This window comes from Mycoplasma sp. 06067-C1-B144P-99-0482-3, assembly GCF_051053925.1.
Taxonomy (GTDB): domain Bacteria; phylum Bacillota_I; class Bacilli_A; order Mycoplasmatales; family Mycoplasmataceae; genus Mycoplasma; species Mycoplasma leachii.
Map to the genome: position 1 here is coordinate 888,591 of NZ_CP144017.1, position 18,427 is coordinate 907,017.

Here is an 18,427-nt window from a genome sequence, read left to right on the forward strand (position 1 = left end):
GACACTGCCATAGGTTTTTGAGAAAGTTGATACTAAATTATTAAAACTATTCTTGATTATCATTAATATTTATTGATTCTAATTTAGAATAATTTTTATCAATTTTATTTGCTGAAGTTTGAAATTCTTTAAAAACTTCTTCTGTTTCTGTTTTATACTTTTCATAAATCTTAGACATTTTTTCATTTCTATCTAATAGTCTTTTAACATCATCAGTTATTGTTTTAATTAGTTTTTGAATTTCATTAATATTTTTACTAATCTTATATTCTTTAATACTAATTTGTTGAGAATACAAAACAGCTGGTAAAGTAGTTGGTGAACAAATTCAAATTTTATTTTTAATAGCTTCACTAAAGATATCAGTAAATTTAGATCAAATCAGTTCAAATATAGCTTCAGAAGGTATGAACATAATTACACTAGAAACATTTTCAGAATTAGAAATATATTTATTATTTAATTCTTTAATCATATTTTTAATTGTTTGTTTAAAATCACTTTCAGCTTGTTTATATAAATAACTATCATTACTTTCTGAAATTAAGACATTTGCTTTTGTTAAAGGAAACTTAGAATCAATTGCAATTTTTTTATCATTAATTTGTGTTTTAATAATAGCATCAACTATTACATTAGAGTTTTTATATTTATATTGAGTTTGTCAAATTCCATTATCTGTTTTTTCACCTAAAATATTAGTCAAAATCCATTCTAAAGTAAACTCACCTAAGTTTCCTCTAGTTTTACTATTTTTAAAAATTAAAGATAATTCATTAATGTTTTTAACTGATGTATCTACTTTTTTATCAATTGTGTTTATATTATTAGTAATTTCATTAAATTTTTTAATATTTTCTTCTAGTTTATCTAATGATTTTGCTAGATCTTTTTTTTGGTCATTAACTGCATCTTTTAAATTATTTAGATTAGTTTTAGTAATTTCAGTATCTTTTTCTATTTGTTTATTGATTAAGTCTTTATTAGTTTCAAGTTTATCTTTTAAACTAGTTAGATCAATTTTAGAATCACTATTTTTATTTTTAATTAAATAGAATAAAATACTAGTTGAAATAATAGTTAATATTACTACTAAAATTATTAAAATGATAGTTAAATTCATATAATCCTTTCTTATTATTCATTAATTAAATTATATAAAAAACAACTTTTAGTTTAGTTTTAATTCATTTAAGATTTATTGATATATTGTATTGATTTTTAATTTTATTATTAGATAAAATCAGTGTTTAAGTTATAACAATATCATTGCAAAAATGAGAAATTTTATAAGTAATTAATAAATGATTGAATAACAAATTGTAGAAATTAATAAAATATGAAAAAGCATTGATATAAAAAAATAAGTTTATTAGTTTGTTCTAATATTATACTAACTACTCCAGTTCTATTATTTTTAAATAAAATGAACCGCTTCCAGATAAATAAAAATCCTAACTCTTATTTAACTTATTAGTTAATGTTGAGTTAGGGTTTTTTATTAATTATTTGTATCTTCACTATCTTCTTTTTTCTTTTTGTTTTTAAGTTTTAAAAAGAATGATTTTAATTTTGAAGGATGTTTAATTTCAATTTCATCTTCTTCATATAAGCTAGGATCAATTTCATATTTTTGACCTTGCATAATAGCCATTACTGCTTTTTGATGTTCTAGTGTAGCTTTTACAATTTTTTGTCTATCTATTTTAGGGTTAACAAAAATTAAAACAATAGCTAAAAGCAAAGTTAAAATAGTAACAATTAATGAGCTAATAACTAAAGCACTTCCTAATTGAAATTTTAAGGCATGATCTTTTAAAACTAATTCAAAAAATTTATTAATATCAATATCAACTTTACTTGTCATTCCGCTTAAAAATAATTTTCAAGCTTCTTTAAATTTTTCAAGTGAAGTAAATTCATATAAATTAACTGTTAAACCAATAAAAAACATAATAAAGAAAATAACAGGAAATAAAGGAATACGATATTTTTCTCTAGGACTAGAAAAAGTTTTTTTAGTATAAGTACAAATTAAAATAGTTGGAATCATATAAATTAAAATAGGTAGTCCAAACGCTCTTTTAAACATTAAAACTATTTGAGAAATACCTATTGGTCAAGCTTTTAAAAGTTCTTTGTCACCAACTTTTATAAGATCAGATCAATTTTTATTTGACTCTATTATATTTGCATAATTACTACTACTAATATCAATTGTCGTATATGATAAAAATAATAAACTTGAAACTAATAAAATTGTTGAAATTACTGCTAAAACACATAAAGCAATTTTTAAATAAGGCATAAATTTAGGTTTACCTTTATAAGGATAAAATCTTGGATCTTGACTTGGTAAAACTGGTAAATCTGCATTATTTAAATTAGAAAACATATTAGAATTAAAAGAATTTAAAAAATCAGTTTGTTGACTAGTTTGAGCTTGTTTGTTTTCAACTTGTTGTTGAGTTTGTGTTTCAGTTACAACAGTTGTTGTTTTTGAAGAATTCTCACTAATTTTTTGTTCTTTTGATTGTTCTTGTTTTGATAATCTTGCTTCAATTCTACTAATTACTTGATCAGTTAAAATAGCATTTTGATTAATGATTTCTTCACTAATTTGTTCATTTTCACTAACTAATTTACTTTTAACAACTTTAAATTCTTTAACTATATATGAAACTAATTGTTTATAATTATTTTCAATTTGTTCTATAGTAATCTCATCATTTACTTCAAAACGTTGTTTAGTAGTTGGTTTTGTAATTAAAATAAAAGCCTTTGCAAAAGTTTTAGCAAATACTTTATCATCTAAGCTTTGATTATGATTAGTTTCTAAAGTTAAAATATCATTAATTAAATTTAAATACTTTAACTTAAACTCTTCATTTTTTAAAATAAAATATTTAAGTTTATTTGTTTTTAAAATATTTAAACTTAAATTAAGCAATTTTAAATACAATTCTTTCATTTTTATCCTTTCATGTTTTTTATAAGCATATATTCAACAAGTGTTTTTTTGTTAATATTTCAATTAATAATTCCTTTATAAATTTTATAAACTATCTTAATTTTATCATTTAATGTGTTAATATCATAAGAATTATTAACAGCTAATTTTACTCTATAAATATGAGATTTTAAAATAGTTGAAATTTGTTCTTCACTTTTAAATTGTTTTTTTAAAATAACTACATCTCTATAAAAACTTAAATTAATATCAATTAAACTTATAAGACCAATAATATCATCATTTAATAAAATATAATCATGATAAAATTTAATAAATTTATCAATATTATTATTAATAAAAGCATCAACTAATTTGAAAATATCTTCATTATGATACTTATTTAAATTAGTCTTAATAATATCTATATTAAGTTCAGATTTTAAATTAGCTAATTTATTAATTTCATTAGTAATTATTTGTAGATCATTTGGTAATAAATTATATATTTGACTAGCTAAATTTATATCAATAATTTTATTTTTAGACTTTAAATAATCGATTATATATTTAATAGTTTGTTTTTCATCTCATAATGATAAGTATTTAACATTAAAACTAAATTCAATGTACTTTGCTATTTTTAGTTTTTTAGAAAATTTATTAGAATTTAAAGTAAAAATGATTATATTATTAGGATTAAAGTTTTTTAACATTATTTCTAACTTATTTAAACTATAGTTTTTATTAAAATTAGTTTTTATTTCAGTTACAAAATAAGCATCACTAATTACAATAATTGATTTAGAACTAAAAAAATTTAAATTAGTAACATTATCATAAATAGTATTAAAATCATCTTCAATTAAAGAAAAACTTAAAACATCATATTGATCTTTTTGTTGTAACTCTTTAATAGTTTTTTTAATTTGATTATTTAATAAAAATATATCTTCAGAATAAAAAAAGTACATTAAAATCACTTCTATCTATAGTTATATTTTAAACTATTAAAAATATAAGTTTTACTTAATATTAATTGTTTAGTTTAATAAAATTTTTTAATTCTTAATTTAGTTAAGATACTTTTATTTTTATAATCTTTTAAAAATATAAGTTTAATATTTAATCAAAATAATATAGCTAAAATAAAAAGTAAGTATAGTGATAAAATAAAAAAGTAGATGATATTAAAAACCAGAAGAAAATTCTGGGTTTTTGTTATGGGAGAAAGTAATGTTTATAGCAAATAATAAGTACAAACTAGTAACTAAATATAAACCTTCAGGTGATCAAAATCAAGCTATAGAAAAATTAAATAAAGCAATTATAGAAAACAAAAAACACCAAGTGTTATTAGGAGCAACAGGTACTGGAAAAACTTTTACAATAGCAAATATTATTGCAAAACATAATAAACAAGCTTTAGTAATTGCACATAATAAAACTTTAGCAATGCAGCTTTATTATGAATTAAAAGAAATGTTTCCAGAAAATAGAGTTGAATATTTTGTTTCAAACTTTGATTTTTTCCAACCAGAAGCTTATATTCCTTCAAAAGATTTATATATTGATAAAGATTCTAGACAAAATATGGAATTAGATATGATGCGTTTAAGTGCTTGTAACGCTTTATTAACAAGAAATGATACTATAGTAGTAGCTAGTGTTGCTGCTTTATTTGCTTTACAAAATCCTTTAGAGTATTCTTCAGCTTTTATTGAATTAAAAGTTGGTCAAAAAATTAAAAGAAATGAATTATTAACTTGACTAGTAAGATCTGGATATACTAGAAATGATATTGAAAATCAATTAGGAAGCTTTTCAGCAAAAGGTGATGTTGTTAAAATTGTTCCTGGTTGAGTAAATAATATTATGTTTAGAATTTCATTATTTGATGATGAAATAGAAAGTATTCATACTTTAAATACAATTACAAATTCTATTTTAGACAATATTACAACTGTTACTATTCATCCTGCTCAATCATATATAACTCCACAAGACAAATTAAAAACAATTTGTAATAATATTAGAAATGAATTAGTTCAAAGATTAGCTGAATTACAATCAGAAAACAAACTTTTAGAAGCTCAAAGACTAGAACAAAGAACTAAATATGATCTTGAGTCACTTGAAGAATTTGGCTTTTGTAGTGGAATTGAAAATTATTCTTCGCATTTAGATTTTAGATCTAAGGGTCAAAGACCATATGTTTTATTAGATTATTTTAATAATGATTTTATAACTATAGTTGATGAATCTCATATCACACTTCCTCAAATTAGAGGAATGTATAATACTGATAGATCAAGAAAACTAACTCTAGTTGAATATGGTTTTAGACTACCATCAGCTCTAGATAACAGACCTTTAAATTTTGATGAATTTAATAGTTTAATTAAACAAGTAATTTATACTTCAGCAACACCTGGAGATTATGAACTAGATTTAGTTAATCATCAAGTAGTTCAACAAATTATTCGTCCAACTGGATTATTAGATCCACAAATTGAAATAAGAAAAACAACCAATCAAATTGATGATATTATTAATGAAATTCATTTAAGAAAATTACAAAATGAGCGTGTATTTATTACTACTTTAACTATTAGAATGAGTGAAGATTTAACTGCTTTTTTACAAGAAAAAAACATTAAAGTTGCTTATTTACACTCAGAATTAAAAACTCTAGAACGTAGTGAAATTTTAAATGATCTAAGAAAAGGGGTTTATGATGTTGTTGTTGGAGTTAACTTATTAAGAGAAGGATTAGATCTACCTGAAGTGAGTTTAGTATGTATTTTAGATGCAGATAAACAAGGTTTTTTAAGAAATTACCGTTCTTTAATTCAAACTATTGGTCGTGTTGCTAGAAATGTTAATGGTAAAGCTATTATGTATGCTGATACTGTTAGTCAGGCAATGGATGAAGCAATTAAAGAAACTAATAGAAGAAGAAAAATCCAAGAAGAATTTAATAAAAAACACAATATTGTTCCAAAAACTATTTCAAAAGCTATTAGTGAATCTATTTTAAGTGAACAAACTAAAAAAACATTAGCTAAAGCTAAAAAAAATAAAGATAAAAAACAAAAACTTCAAACTATCCAACAAACTATTGATAATTTGCGCCAAGAAATGTTACAAGCAGCAAAAGAGCTTGATTTTGAAAGAGCGGCAATTTTAAGAGATACAATTATTGAATTAGAAAATGAAAAAAATACAAATTAGGAGAAAACATGTCAACAGATAAAATTATTATAAAAGGTGCTAGAGAGCATAATTTAAAAAATATTGATTTAGAACTTCCTAAAAATAAATTAATTGTTTTTACAGGTTTAAGTGGTTCTGGAAAATCTTCATTAGCTTTTTCAACAATTTATCAAGAAGGAAGAAGAAGATATATTGAATCACTTTCTGCTTATGCTAGACAATTTTTAGGTGGTAATGAAAAACCTGATGTTGATTCTATTGAAGGTTTATCTCCTGCAATTTCTATTGATCAAAAAACCACAAGTCACAATCCTAGATCAACTGTTGGGACTGTTACTGAAATTTATGATTATTTACGTTTATTATATGCAAGAATTGGTCAACCTTATTGTATTAATAATCATGGTCAAATTAAAGCAGTAAGTATTAAAGAAATTGTTGAAAATATTAAACAGTCAACTAGTGATGGTGAACAAATTCATATTTTATCTCCAGTAATTAGAGATAAAAAAGGAACTCATATTGATATTTTAGAAAAATTAAGAAATGATGGGTTTATTAGAGTTATTGTTGATGATCAATTAAGAATGCTAGATGATCAAATTAATTTAGAAAAAAATCAAAGACATAATATAGATATAGTTGTTGATAGAATTATTTATCATAATAATGATGAAATTAATTCAAGAATATTTACAGCTGTTGAAATGGGATTAAAATATTCAAATAACTTAATTAAAATTGCATTTCCAAATTCTAATAAACAAGAAAAATTATTTTCAACTTCTTTTTCATGTAAAGTTTGTGATTTTGTAGTTCCAGAGCTTGAACCTAGATTATTTTCATTTAATGCTCCACTTGGTGCTTGTGAACTATGTAATGGATTAGGTGTTAGTTTAGAACCAGATATAAATTTAATTCTTCCTGATTTAAAATTATCAATTAATCAAGGTGGGGTTGTTTATTATAAAAATTTTATGCATACAAAAAATATAGAATGACAAAAATTTAGAATTTTATGTGATTATTACTATATTGATCTAAACACTCCTTTAAAAGATTTGACTCAAAAACAAAGAGATATAATTTTATGAGGAAGTGATCGAGAAATTGATATTAAAATTGTTACTGAAAATAATAATAAATATGAAAAATATGATTTTATTGAGGGTAATGCAGCTTTAATCAAGAGAAGGTATTTTGAATCTAAATCAGAAGAAGCTAGAAAATGATATGCAAAATTTATGTCTTCTAAAATATGCAAACAATGTAAAGGAAGTAGATTAAATGACATTGCTTTATCTGTAAAAATTAATGAAAAATCTATATTTGATTATACTAATATGAGTATCTCTGAACAATTAGATTTTTTATTAAACATTGATTTAACTCCAACTCAAGCTATGATTGCAAAATTAGTTTTAGATGAAATTATTTCAAGAACTAACTTTTTAAATGAAGTTGGGTTAGGATATTTAAATCTATCAAGAACAGCTACAACTTTAAGTGGTGGAGAATCTCAAAGAATTAGATTAGCTAAACAAATTGGATCTCAATTAACTGGAATTTTATACGTTTTAGATGAACCATCAATTGGATTACATCAAAAAGATAATGATAAATTAATTAAAACTTTAAAACATTTAAGAGATCTAGGAAATACTTTAATTGTTGTTGAGCATGATGAAGATACAATGAAAAGTAGTGATTGAATTGTTGATATTGGCCCTAGAGCTGGAGAGTATGGTGGAGAAATTACTTTTAGTGGAACATATCAAGATATTTTAAAATCAGATACTATTACTGGTAGATATTTATCAAGAAAAGAAGATATAGTAGTTCCTAAAACTAGACGTGGTGGTAATGGTAAAAAAATTGAAATTATTGGAGCTAATGAAAACAATTTAAAAAATATTAATGTAACTATTCCTTTAAATAAATTTATAACTATTACAGGTGTTAGTGGGTCTGGAAAATCAACTTTACTAGAAGATATTGTTTATAAGGGAATTCATAATAATTTATCAAAAGAGTATTTACCAATTGGAAAGGTTAAAGAAATTAAAGGTATAGAAAATATCAATAAAGCTATTTATATTTCTCAAGAACCAATTGGAAAAACTCCTAGATCAAACCCAGCAACTTATACTTCAGTTTTTGATGATATTAGAGATTTATTTACTAATCTTCCAGAAGCAAAAATTAGAGGTTATAAAAAAGGTAGATTTTCATTTAATGTTCATGGTGGTAGATGTGAGCATTGTCAAGGTGATGGAGTAATTACAATTTCTATGCAATTTATGCCAAGTGTTGAAGTGGTTTGCGAAATTTGTGATGGTAAAAGATATAATGATGAAACTTTAACAGTTAAATATAAAAACAAATCAATTGCTGATGTTTTAAATATGAGTGTTAGTGAAGCTTATGTCTTTTTTGAAAATATTCCTCAAATTAAACAAAAGCTAGAAACTATTTTAGAAGTTGGTTTAGGTTATATTAAACTAGGACAAAATGCTACAACTTTAAGTGGTGGAGAATCTCAAAGAATTAAATTATCTACTTACTTATTAAAAAAACAAACTGGAAATACTATGTTTTTATTAGATGAACCAACAACTGGTTTGCATGTTGATGATGTTAAAAGATTAATTGGTGTTTTAAATAAATTAGTTGATTTAGGAAATACAGTTTTATGTATTGAACATAATCTAGATTTTATTAAAGTTTCAGATCATATTATTGATCTTGGTCCTGATGGTGGAGAGTATGGTGGTCAAGTTATAGTAACTGGAACTCCAGAACAAGTAATTCATCATCAAACTTCTTATACAGCTAAATATTTAAAGGATTATATAATTAATGATTAGTGTTGATCAAGAATTATTCCCAATCATTCAAAGATTAAATAAAGAAGTTGTTTTTGATAAAGTCTTAGATGAATTAAATCATCCAGAAAAGTTTTTAAAAGTTATTAATGTAGTTGGAACTAATGGTAAAGGATCTACTTCATTTTATTTATCAAAAGGTTTATTAAAAAAATATCAAAAAGTAGGTTTATTTATTTCTCCAGCTTTTTTATATCAAAATGAAAGAATTCAAATTAATAACATAGCAATTAGTGATAATGATTTAAAAAACTATTTAAATAAAATTGACTATTTAATTAAAAAATATCAATTACTTTTTTTTGAGATTTGAACTTTAATTATGATCTTATATTTTAAAGAACAAAAAGTTGATATTGTTGTTTGTGAAGCTGGAATTGGTGGAATAAGAGATACTACTAGTTTTTTAACTAACCAATTATTTAGTTTATGTAGTTCAATTTCATATGATCATATGGATATGCTAGGAAATAGTATTGATCAAATTATTTATAATAAAATTAATATTGCAAAACCAAATACTAAACTATTTATAAGTCATGATAATTTAAAATATAAAAAGATAATTGATAAGCAAATAATTAATAAAAATGTTGAACTAATTTATACAGATTTATATGAAGATAAAATTATTTATCAAAAAGCAAATAAAGGATTAGTTAAAAAAGTATTAGAAGAACTAGATATTTTTGATCTAGATATTTTTGAACTTGAACCGCCTTTAGGTAGATTTACAACATTACAAACTTTTCCAAATCAAATTATTATTGATGGAGCTCATAATGTTGATGGAATAAAAAAAATAATCCAATCAGTTAAATCATTAAATAAAGAATTTATAGTTTTATATGCAAGTATTACTACAAAAGAATATCTAAAATCTTTAGAACTATTAGATAAGAACTTTAAAGAGGTTTATATTTGTGAATTTGATTATATTAAATCTTGATCTATTAAACATATAAATTACAAAAATAAAATAAAAGATTGAAAAATTTTTTTAAAAAATAATTCAAAAAATATAATTATATGTGGAAGTTTATACTTTATACCACTTGTGTATACTTTTTTAAAAAATAATTAAATATTAATATAAAAAGAAGGTGTTAAAATGGAATTTAACAGTCTTTCAGTTTATTGAATAACTACTGCTATATTTGGTGTTTTACTAATTAGCATGTGAGTTTTAGGGTTATGAATAGAAGGTTTTAAATTAAAAACTTTTACAATTAAAAATATTACTATAATAAGTACTCTAGTAGCATTAAGTGTTATTTTATCATATGTAGTTAATAGAAACTTTTTACAAATTTTAGGTACAAGAATTACTTTAGGTTATTTTGTTAACTTTTTAATTGGGATGGTTTTTGGACCACTTGCTGGAATTTTAGCAGGAATTGCAACAGATCTAATTGGAACTATGATTGTTGGTGCTGCTCAATGACATATTGGATTTGTTTTTGCAAAATCAATGTTAGGATTTTTAGGTTCAATAGTCTTTGTTTTTAAAAATAATAAACATTGAGTATGACTAATGGTTTGATCATATGCAATAGGATTATTTTTAGTAATCTTTGTAGTCCATCCAATTAGTTTTGCAACAGTTGGAGGACCTAGTTTGGCTGTTGCTTATAGTCTAACTAAATTTATAGTTTATCCAATAGAATTAGTATTATATCCACTATTAACTTATACTTCTATTAGAGTAATTTATATTCTAGTAAAAAAAGATTTAAACTCAAAAAATAAACAATGAATTTTAAGAAATGATGCTGTAATATTCTAATACAAAAAGTGCTTATTAGCGCTTTTTTTATGTTTAAAAATTAATATAGTAAAATTATAGTAGCGCTCAAAGGAGTTGTATGGAAAAATTCACCATAAAAGATCTTACTGATAATTTAAAATTTGAAATTATTTCAGGACAAGATAAACTAGATACAGAAATTAAAAGTTATGGAATTAATAGAGCTGGTTTAGAATTAGCTGACTATTTTAAACCTTTTAAAGACCAAAGCGAATGACGAGCAACTTTAATGTCTACTAAAGAAAGTGGATATATGTTGCAATTTGATAAAGAAACTAAAATTAAAAAATATACTCAATTGATGAAATGTGGAATTCCTGTTTTAATAATTACTAATAAATTTAAAGATAAAACTTTAATTAAAGTTGCAAAAAGACTAAATTTTCCTTTATTAAGAAGCGATTATCCAATTACAATACAATTAGTTCAAAAGATTCAAGATATTTATGATATTTATTTTTCACCAACTGCTGAAGAACATGCTGCTTTAATGAATATATTTGGAACTGGGGTTTTAATTAAAGGTAAATCTGGAATAGGAAAATCAGAATTATGTTTAGATTTAATTAAACATAATCATTTATTTATTGGTGATGACCGCATCATTCTAACTAATAAATCAAATAAAATTATTGGAAGAGTACATCCAATTTTAAAAAACTTAATTGAAATTAGAGGAATTGGAATTTTTGATATTGTTAAATCAAATGGGTATCAAGTAATTATGAATGAAAGTCCTGTTGAATTAGTTGTTGAACTAGTTGAATATAAAGAACAAAACATTGATAATAGTGACAGATTAGGAAATGATTGAAGTAAATTTAAAATTCTTGGTGTTGAAATAGAGCATATTCAAATTCCAGTTAGTGCTGGAAGAAGTTTAGTTAATATTATTGAATCAGCTGTTGCTCAATTTAAAATTAATAAATCAAAACAATTTGAAAATGTTTTTGATGTAATTCATAAAAGAACAAAAGAATTTTTAAGTTCTAAAAAATAGAAAGAATAAAATGTCAACTACTTATTTTGAGTTAATAGAAAAACACGGAGATCCATCTTTAGCTAGATCATTTTTTCAATTAATTCCAGCTTATCCAATTTTTATGTTTTTAGGAATTTCAAGTGTAATTATAGCTAGTATTATTTGTTTAAAATTAAAAGCTATACCTTTAAAAGAATTTGAAATTTCTATTTTTATTATTGTTCCATTTGGAATATTAGGTGCTACTATTTTTGGAAAAGTTTTTCTACCTTTTTATCAATATTCAAATACTTGATATAGAATCTTTTTTTTCTGAGAACCAGGAATGTCTTTGTTTGGGTCTTTATTATTTGGAATTTTAGCAGGTATTGCTTGATTTTTAAAACGTTCAAAAACTACAATGATTTCTTTATGAGTTTATGCTGATTGTATTATTCCAAATATTTTATTAGGACAAGTAATTGGAAGATGAGGTAATTTTTATAATCATGAAATTTTAGGACAAGTAGTTGATTATAATAGTTTGTACTGATTACCTGAATCTATTAAAAATAACTTATTTTATTTTCCTAATTTTGTTGAGTTTCACCATTTAAATAATCCAACAGATCTATTAGTTAATCATTATAATTGATGAGATTTTAATTCTAATACTTGATCTGAAGTACAAAATTTTGTTAATCATAATAATCAAACTATTAAAGATGTTTTAAATCAAAAAATCACTTATCATCAACCTTTATTTTTATATGAATCAATAGTTAATTTATTTTTATGATTAATTATTATGTTTGTTATTAATAATTTAACTAGATGAATTAATCACCCTCAGCCTTGAGAATTATGTCCTAAAGCTTATCCTGGTTGATTTAATAAACAATATAAATATTTAAATGAAGAACAAATTATTAACTTTAATAGCATTGTTCCAATTAAGTATAAAAAAGTAATAGTTAATATAGATAATAAACAAACTGTTGTTTTAAAACTTTCATTTTATCAAGCATGAAATAAAGCATTTTATTATTATGAACCTGATCATAAAAAAATTAGTCAGTTAGAAACTAAAATTGAAGAGTATATCAAAGTTAAACAAAAAGATAGATTAAACTTTAAAAACACAAAATCTAATTGTAAACATCAATTAGATTTAATTAATAAAAAATATAAATTTAAATTAGATAATTTAAATAAAAATTCTTTAGAATATCAAAAAATCATTAATCTAAAAAGTGAAGAAATTAAAAAAAATAAAGAACTATTAATGATTAATAAAAATAATTATTATCAAAAATATGGATTTTGAAATTTATTTTTTAATATAAATGTTTTTAGTAAAGAAATTGAAAAAATAAATAATCCAAACGAATTTAAAGTAATTAGAAGTGGTGTTTTAACTGGTTGTTATATTTTAGGATATTTAATTATTAGAATTATTTTAGAAACTTTTAGGCAAAATCATGAATTATTTATTCAAAATCATAAAGCAATTAATTTTATAATTTTAAGTATAATTTTAATAAGTGGAATCTTTATAATATTATTAACGCAATTTATTTCTCCATATAAGTGAAGACAGATAGGATGGTTGTATGAAAAATCTTACTAATGAAATTTATGATGTTATTATAGTTGGTAGTGGTCCAGCTGGTTTAACTAGTGCAATTTATACTGCAAGAGCTGGATTAAAAACTGTTATTTATGAACAATCTGCTCCAGGTGGAAAATTAATTAAAACCGATTTAATTGAAAACTATCCTGGTTTTAATACAATTCAAGGACCAGAACTAGCTTCTAAAATGTATCTTCAAGCTTTAAGTTTAAATGCAAGTGTTGAATTTGTTGGAGTAGATAGTATATTTAAAAATGCTGATGATATTTTTGAAATAAGTCTAGCAAATGGCGAAACTAAAAAAGCTTATTCAGTAATTTTAGCAACTGGAACTCAAGAAAATAAATTAGGAATTAAAGGTGAAGATGAATTGTATGGTAAAGGTGTTAGTTATTGTGCAGTTTGTGATGGAGCTTTTTATAAAAACAAACCAGTTGCAGTAGTTGGTGGGGGTTATTCAGCGGTTCAAGAAGCTATGTATTTATCTCAATTGGTCGATAAAGTTTATTTAATTGTTAGAAGAGATGTCTTTAGAGCTGATGCTAATAAAGTTGCTAAATTAAAAGCTCAACCAAACGTTGAATTCTTATTAAAATCTCAAGTAAAAGAAATTCATGGAACTGAAAAAGTTGAATCACTTACAATAACTACTCCAGATGGAGAAAAAAAAATAGTTGTTAGTGCAATTTTTCCATATATTGGTTCAACTCCTTTAATTGATTCAGTAAAACATTTATGCATTGAAAACGAAAAAGGTTATATTCCAACAAATGATAAAATGCAAACAGAAATTAAAGGGCTATTTGTTGCTGGTGATGTTAGAGATGTTCCATTGCGACAAATTGCTATTGCTTGTGGTGATGGTGCAATTGCTGGACAAATGGCAGTTGAATATGTTCAAGAAGTAAAATAGGAGATAAAATGGAGTCAAATTTAAAATTAAAAATTGATAAAAGAGTAATAATTTATACTAGTTTATGAATAATTTTATCAGCTCTAATAATTAGTCTAATAGTTTTATCATCTAAATATTTTAGAATCGATTGAGTACAAAATAGAGGTTTTGATACTGTTTTAGAATATGGAAATGTTAAAGATGTTTATTTAACAAAATCTAATGGAACTGGTGGAATTAGAGTTTATGCTTTAACAATGACACTTGGAATGATTGTTGCTATTGGTTTTAGTTTATATAACTTCAATAAAAAAGATTTATCTGTAAGTGAATTAGCAATTGGAGTAATTTTTATTATTCCATGCTCACTATTTGGAGCTTCTTTTTTTGGTAAATTAAATGCTGATGGAATCGGAAGACATGCTAATGGTTCAACTTTTTGAGGACTATTTGCATTTTGAGAAGGTGGGATGGCAATTCATGGTGGAGTTTATGTTGGAAGTATAGTTGGACTATTAATTTTTTATATAATTGGTAGAAAAACTAAAGTTTCATTATTAGTTTATGCTGATTGTATTATTCCAAATATTTTATTAGGACAAGCTATTGGAAGATGAGGAAACTTCTTTAATCATGAAGTTTTAGGAACTCCAGTTGCAAAAATTGCAAACAGTATTCCATCTCATTCTGATAAAGCTATTGATAAAATTTTTTCAACTTATTTACAAACTAATTCAAGACCTTTATTTTTACCTGATTTTATTTTAAAAAATTGTTTGTCTATTTATTCAGGAGAAAATCAAATTATTAATAATATTTCTTTAGAAAATGGAAATGTTGTTTTATTATCACCAATTTTTATTTATGAATCAATTGCGCTATTATTAGGTTGACTTGTGATTATGTTCATTATTCCAAATATCTGAAAATTATTTGATAAACCAATTGATAAAAATAATAATGTTTATAAAATTGATCATAAATTTAGTTTTTATCAATTCTTTAATCCTTGATTAAAGTCAACTGAAACTAAATTAAGCAGCAAAGATGCTTGAAAAAAAGCTTTGAATGAAAATATTTATGATAATGCATCACAAACTTATATAAATTTAACTAATAATATAGATTCAAAAGATTATTTAGAAAAAAAACTAATTAAAAATTATGTTCTAAATAAATTAAATAATAAAAATAATTATCCAATTACAAAAGCTGGAGTGCAAATGTTTTCTTACTTTTTAGTATGAAACATTGTTAGATATGCTTTAGAAGCCCAACGCCCAAATGATCATTTATTTATTATGCATTATAAGAATTTTTCATTATTTGTTATTGGATTATCAGCTATAGTGGGATTGATTGGTATGATTTTAAGCCAACATCTTTTACCATCTGTTTTTAGAAAACCAGGTTGATTATACGAAGTTGAATATTTTAAAATTAGAAAAATAAATTAGAAGGTGATATTATGTCATTTGCCTTAGAAGTAAAAGAAGAAATTGTAATGCATAGTTTTAATGAAGAACAAAAACTAGCATATCTTTCAGGTTTTATTAGATATAGCTCTGACATAATCTTTTCAAACAATACTTCTAAAATTAGATTTTCAACAATTAGTAATAAAATAGCAAGAACTTTATTAAGTTTTTGTAGACAACTTTTTGATGGTCAAGTTGAAATTTCTATTATTCAATCTCAAGTATTAAAAAAGAATAAAAATTTTGTTTTAACTCTAATTGGTAATATTAATAAGTTTTTACAAAAATTACGTATTTATGATCAAAATAATCAAAAGATTTATGTTTTTAAAGTTAAAAAAGAAACTAAAGATAAAACTTCTATTATAAGAGCTTATATTGCTGGAATTTTTACTGCTATTGGTTCTGTTAATTCTCCAAAAACTAGTAATTATCATTTAGATTTACAATTTAAAACTAAAATTGATGCCATATATTTTATTGAATTAACTAATGATTTAGGGTTTAAATTTAAATTATTAGAAAGAACTAGTAATAGATATATTTGTTATATTAAAAAATCTATTATGGTTTCAGATTTTTTAAAATTAATTGATGCTTCTAATTCAGTAATGCAATTTGAAAACGAACGTATTTCTAGAGATGTTTATAATAGTATAAATAGAGTAAATAATTTTGATATTTCTAATCAAACTAAAACATTAATTACTGGTAAAAAACAAATTGAAATTATTAATTATTTAAAACAAACTAATCAATTTCATTTATTAAGTAAAAAAGCACAAGTTTTAGCTAATTTACGTTTAAATTTTCCAGATTATTCATACAATGAGCTAATTGAAGAAATGCAAAAAATGGGCTATGAAATTACTAAATCTGGGATTAGTAGCTTATTTAAAAACATTGAAAAATTATCATAAATTTTAATATTTTTTCTTTTTTTAAAAAAATGCTTGTAACTTTTTTAATATATGTTATTATAAAATTGCTTCTGATGAAATAAAAATTGATTTAATTCTAAAGGAGTTAATGTAATGGTAAACCCAGTTTTTTAGCCAATTAAAACTGGGTTTTTTTAATATTTTATTAAGAAATTTATCATTTTTGCCACTATAGGTTTAAAATATCAATAATATTGTCAGTATATTTCTTTTCACTTGTATAGTGTCATTTTTTAGTTGTACCATCTAAATACTTATTAGCTGAACTTAATCTTTCCATTATTTGATTAAACGAGAATCTCTCTGTTAATCCTTTTTCTTCAAATTCTTTTTTCATTCTTGAAGTGATTATAGAACTTATTAAGTTTATAAATTCAGTAGCAATTACACTTGTGTTTTGCTGTACTCTTACAAAATCCAGTTCAACAATGTTTTTATAGAAGTTGAAAAATTCTTCAATTTCTCATCTTGTTTTGTAAAGATCATATATTTGTTTTAAAGATAAATCTTCGTTGGAAATAAAAGTAATTGTTCCAAAAAGATTTTCTTTTTCTTGTAAAAGTTCGTTATTAAAACTTTGTTCACGATTAACTTTATCTAAATAAGCTCTTCCTTCTTGGCTGTAGTCATTTGTGCTTTTAAATGAATATAAAAATTCGCCTTGATCTAGTTTTGCTTTTTTACATAAAATAATATCTTCATCAGAATTGAAAGTCATTTCATATTTAGATAACTCTAAAGCTTTGATTCTTTTATCGTTTCTTTTAATAGGGAAAAGATTTTTAACATTTTTCTTTTGAGTATTTAATTTATCTAAACTTTCTTTAGAAAGAATTCCTTTATCTCCCATGATTAAGCAATTATTTAGTGAAAATTCATCAATAAATCTATTGAACGCCATTGTATCTAGTGTGTTTCCTTGAAAAACCTTACTTGCAATGGGTTCTTTTTTGTTTAGGTCAAAAGCATATAGAACAGAAATGTTTTGCACCCCTTTAGTTCTAGCTTTTCACGATCATTTTGTAAAATCAGAACTTTTAGAACTACATTTTTTTAACATACCATCAATTACAATAGTAGATTCAGGAGAAACAGTATCGATTCTATTTTGAATGAATTGTTTGATGCATCTGTAGTTATATCCTAACTTTTCTAAAAACCTTGAAATGTTACTAGATGAAAGTCCTATACCTGGAAATTGTTCAGAGAAAAATGAACATTGATATTTTCTATTAATTTCTCGATTAGTGATATTTCCATAAGCTGCTCTAATAATTGCTATTGCATAAATTATTTTTGCATCTGAAGGATTATAAACTTTGCAAAGATCTTCAAATACATCTTTTGATAATTTATAAGCAATTTCAGTTCTTCCGAATTGTTTTATGTCACACAAAGCAAAGTTGAGTCTACTTGTTTTAGTTTCTACATATTCAAAGTTTATTATTTCACCGATTTTACCCAGTTCTACAGGAACAGATTTTCCATTTTTTCAAACACTTGTTCTTTTAATAACATCATATCTATTTCCGTTTTTCTTTACTCTTGTATTTTTTGGTCTTTCGACAGCTAATATCTCTTTTGGTATAGGCATTTTCCTTCTCCTTATGTAGTGCTTTAGTCACTATAATTGTATTATATTTTTCTTTCTTTTTCTATAG

Annotated in this window: 13 protein-coding genes; 9 read left to right on the forward strand and 4 right to left on the reverse strand. The window is 23.2% G+C overall.

Annotation, left to right across the window (positions count from 1 at the left end; genetic code table 4):
* Window positions 1-46 precede the first annotated feature (46 nt).
* The 3 genes from V2P32_RS03955 to holA form a co-directional block, all read right to left on the reverse strand.
* Window positions 47-1,123, reverse strand: a complete 1,077-nt coding sequence (locus tag V2P32_RS03955; protein WP_434343404.1) for a DNA recombination protein RmuC — start codon at window positions 1,121-1,123, stop codon at window positions 47-49.
* Between the two features lie 378 nt (window positions 1,124-1,501).
* Window positions 1,502-2,971, reverse strand: coding sequence for a hypothetical protein (locus tag V2P32_RS03960; RefSeq protein ID WP_107669381.1), 1,470 nt, complete (start codon window positions 2,969-2,971; stop codon window positions 1,502-1,504).
* Between the two features lie 2 nt (window positions 2,972-2,973).
* On the reverse strand, window positions 2,974-3,924 hold the full coding sequence (gene holA, locus V2P32_RS03965) for a DNA polymerase III subunit delta (protein WP_434343405.1): 951 nt from the start codon (window positions 3,922-3,924) through the stop codon (window positions 2,974-2,976).
* Window positions 3,925-4,186: 262 nt separating this feature from the next.
* On the opposite strand from holA, the gene uvrB reads away from it, so the two are divergent.
* The 9 genes from uvrB (at window position 4,187) to whiA (ending at window position 16,745) form a co-directional block, all read left to right on the forward strand.
* Window positions 4,187-6,184: an excinuclease ABC subunit UvrB gene (gene uvrB / locus V2P32_RS03970; RefSeq protein ID WP_434343406.1), complete on the forward strand. Its 1,998-nt coding sequence runs from the start codon at window positions 4,187-4,189 to the stop codon at window positions 6,182-6,184.
* An 8-nt stretch (window positions 6,185-6,192) separates the two neighbouring features.
* Window positions 6,193-9,033 carry an excinuclease ABC subunit UvrA gene (gene uvrA / locus V2P32_RS03975; RefSeq protein ID WP_434343407.1) on the forward strand — a complete coding sequence of 947 codons (2,841 nt, stop codon included), beginning with the start codon at window positions 6,193-6,195 and terminating at the stop codon, window positions 9,031-9,033.
* Window positions 9,026-10,135 (forward strand): Mur ligase family protein, encoded by a 1,110-nt coding sequence (locus V2P32_RS03980; RefSeq protein ID WP_434343408.1) that lies wholly within the window; start codon window positions 9,026-9,028, stop codon window positions 10,133-10,135. Before uvrA ends, V2P32_RS03980 begins: the two co-directional genes overlap by 8 nt.
* A 27-nt stretch (window positions 10,136-10,162) precedes the next feature.
* A complete protein-coding gene (locus V2P32_RS03985) occupies window positions 10,163-10,837 on the forward strand; it encodes a folate family ECF transporter S component (protein WP_434343409.1) in 675 nt (224 codons plus the stop codon).
* 79 nt (window positions 10,838-10,916) lie between these two features.
* Window positions 10,917-11,858, forward strand: a complete 942-nt coding sequence (hprK, locus tag V2P32_RS03990) for an HPr(Ser) kinase/phosphatase (RefSeq protein WP_434343410.1) — start codon at window positions 10,917-10,919, stop codon at window positions 11,856-11,858.
* Window positions 11,859-11,868: 10 nt separating this feature from the next.
* Window positions 11,869-13,449 carry a prolipoprotein diacylglyceryl transferase family protein gene (locus tag V2P32_RS03995; RefSeq protein ID WP_434343411.1) on the forward strand — a complete coding sequence of 527 codons (1,581 nt, stop codon included), beginning with the start codon at window positions 11,869-11,871 and terminating at the stop codon, window positions 13,447-13,449.
* Window positions 13,433-14,365 (forward strand): thioredoxin-disulfide reductase, encoded by a 933-nt coding sequence (trxB, locus tag V2P32_RS04000; protein ID WP_434343412.1) that lies wholly within the window; start codon window positions 13,433-13,435, stop codon window positions 14,363-14,365. The genes V2P32_RS03995 and trxB overlap by 17 nt, the downstream gene beginning before the upstream one ends.
* An 8-nt stretch (window positions 14,366-14,373) precedes the next feature.
* Entirely contained in the window at window positions 14,374-15,804 is a 1,431-nt protein-coding gene (locus V2P32_RS04005; RefSeq protein WP_434343413.1) for a prolipoprotein diacylglyceryl transferase, read from the forward strand.
* Between the two features lie 11 nt (window positions 15,805-15,815).
* Window positions 15,816-16,745 carry a DNA-binding protein WhiA gene (gene whiA / locus V2P32_RS04010; RefSeq protein ID WP_434343414.1) on the forward strand — a complete coding sequence of 310 codons (930 nt, stop codon included), beginning with the start codon at window positions 15,816-15,818 and terminating at the stop codon, window positions 16,743-16,745.
* A 190-nt stretch (window positions 16,746-16,935) separates the two neighbouring features.
* Here whiA and V2P32_RS04015 read toward each other — a convergent pair whose 3' ends face one another.
* Complete coding sequence (locus V2P32_RS04015) at window positions 16,936-18,360, reverse strand: transposase (protein WP_434343415.1); 1,425 nt, start codon at window positions 18,358-18,360, stop codon at window positions 16,936-16,938.
* Window positions 18,361-18,427: the final 67 nt, after the last annotated feature.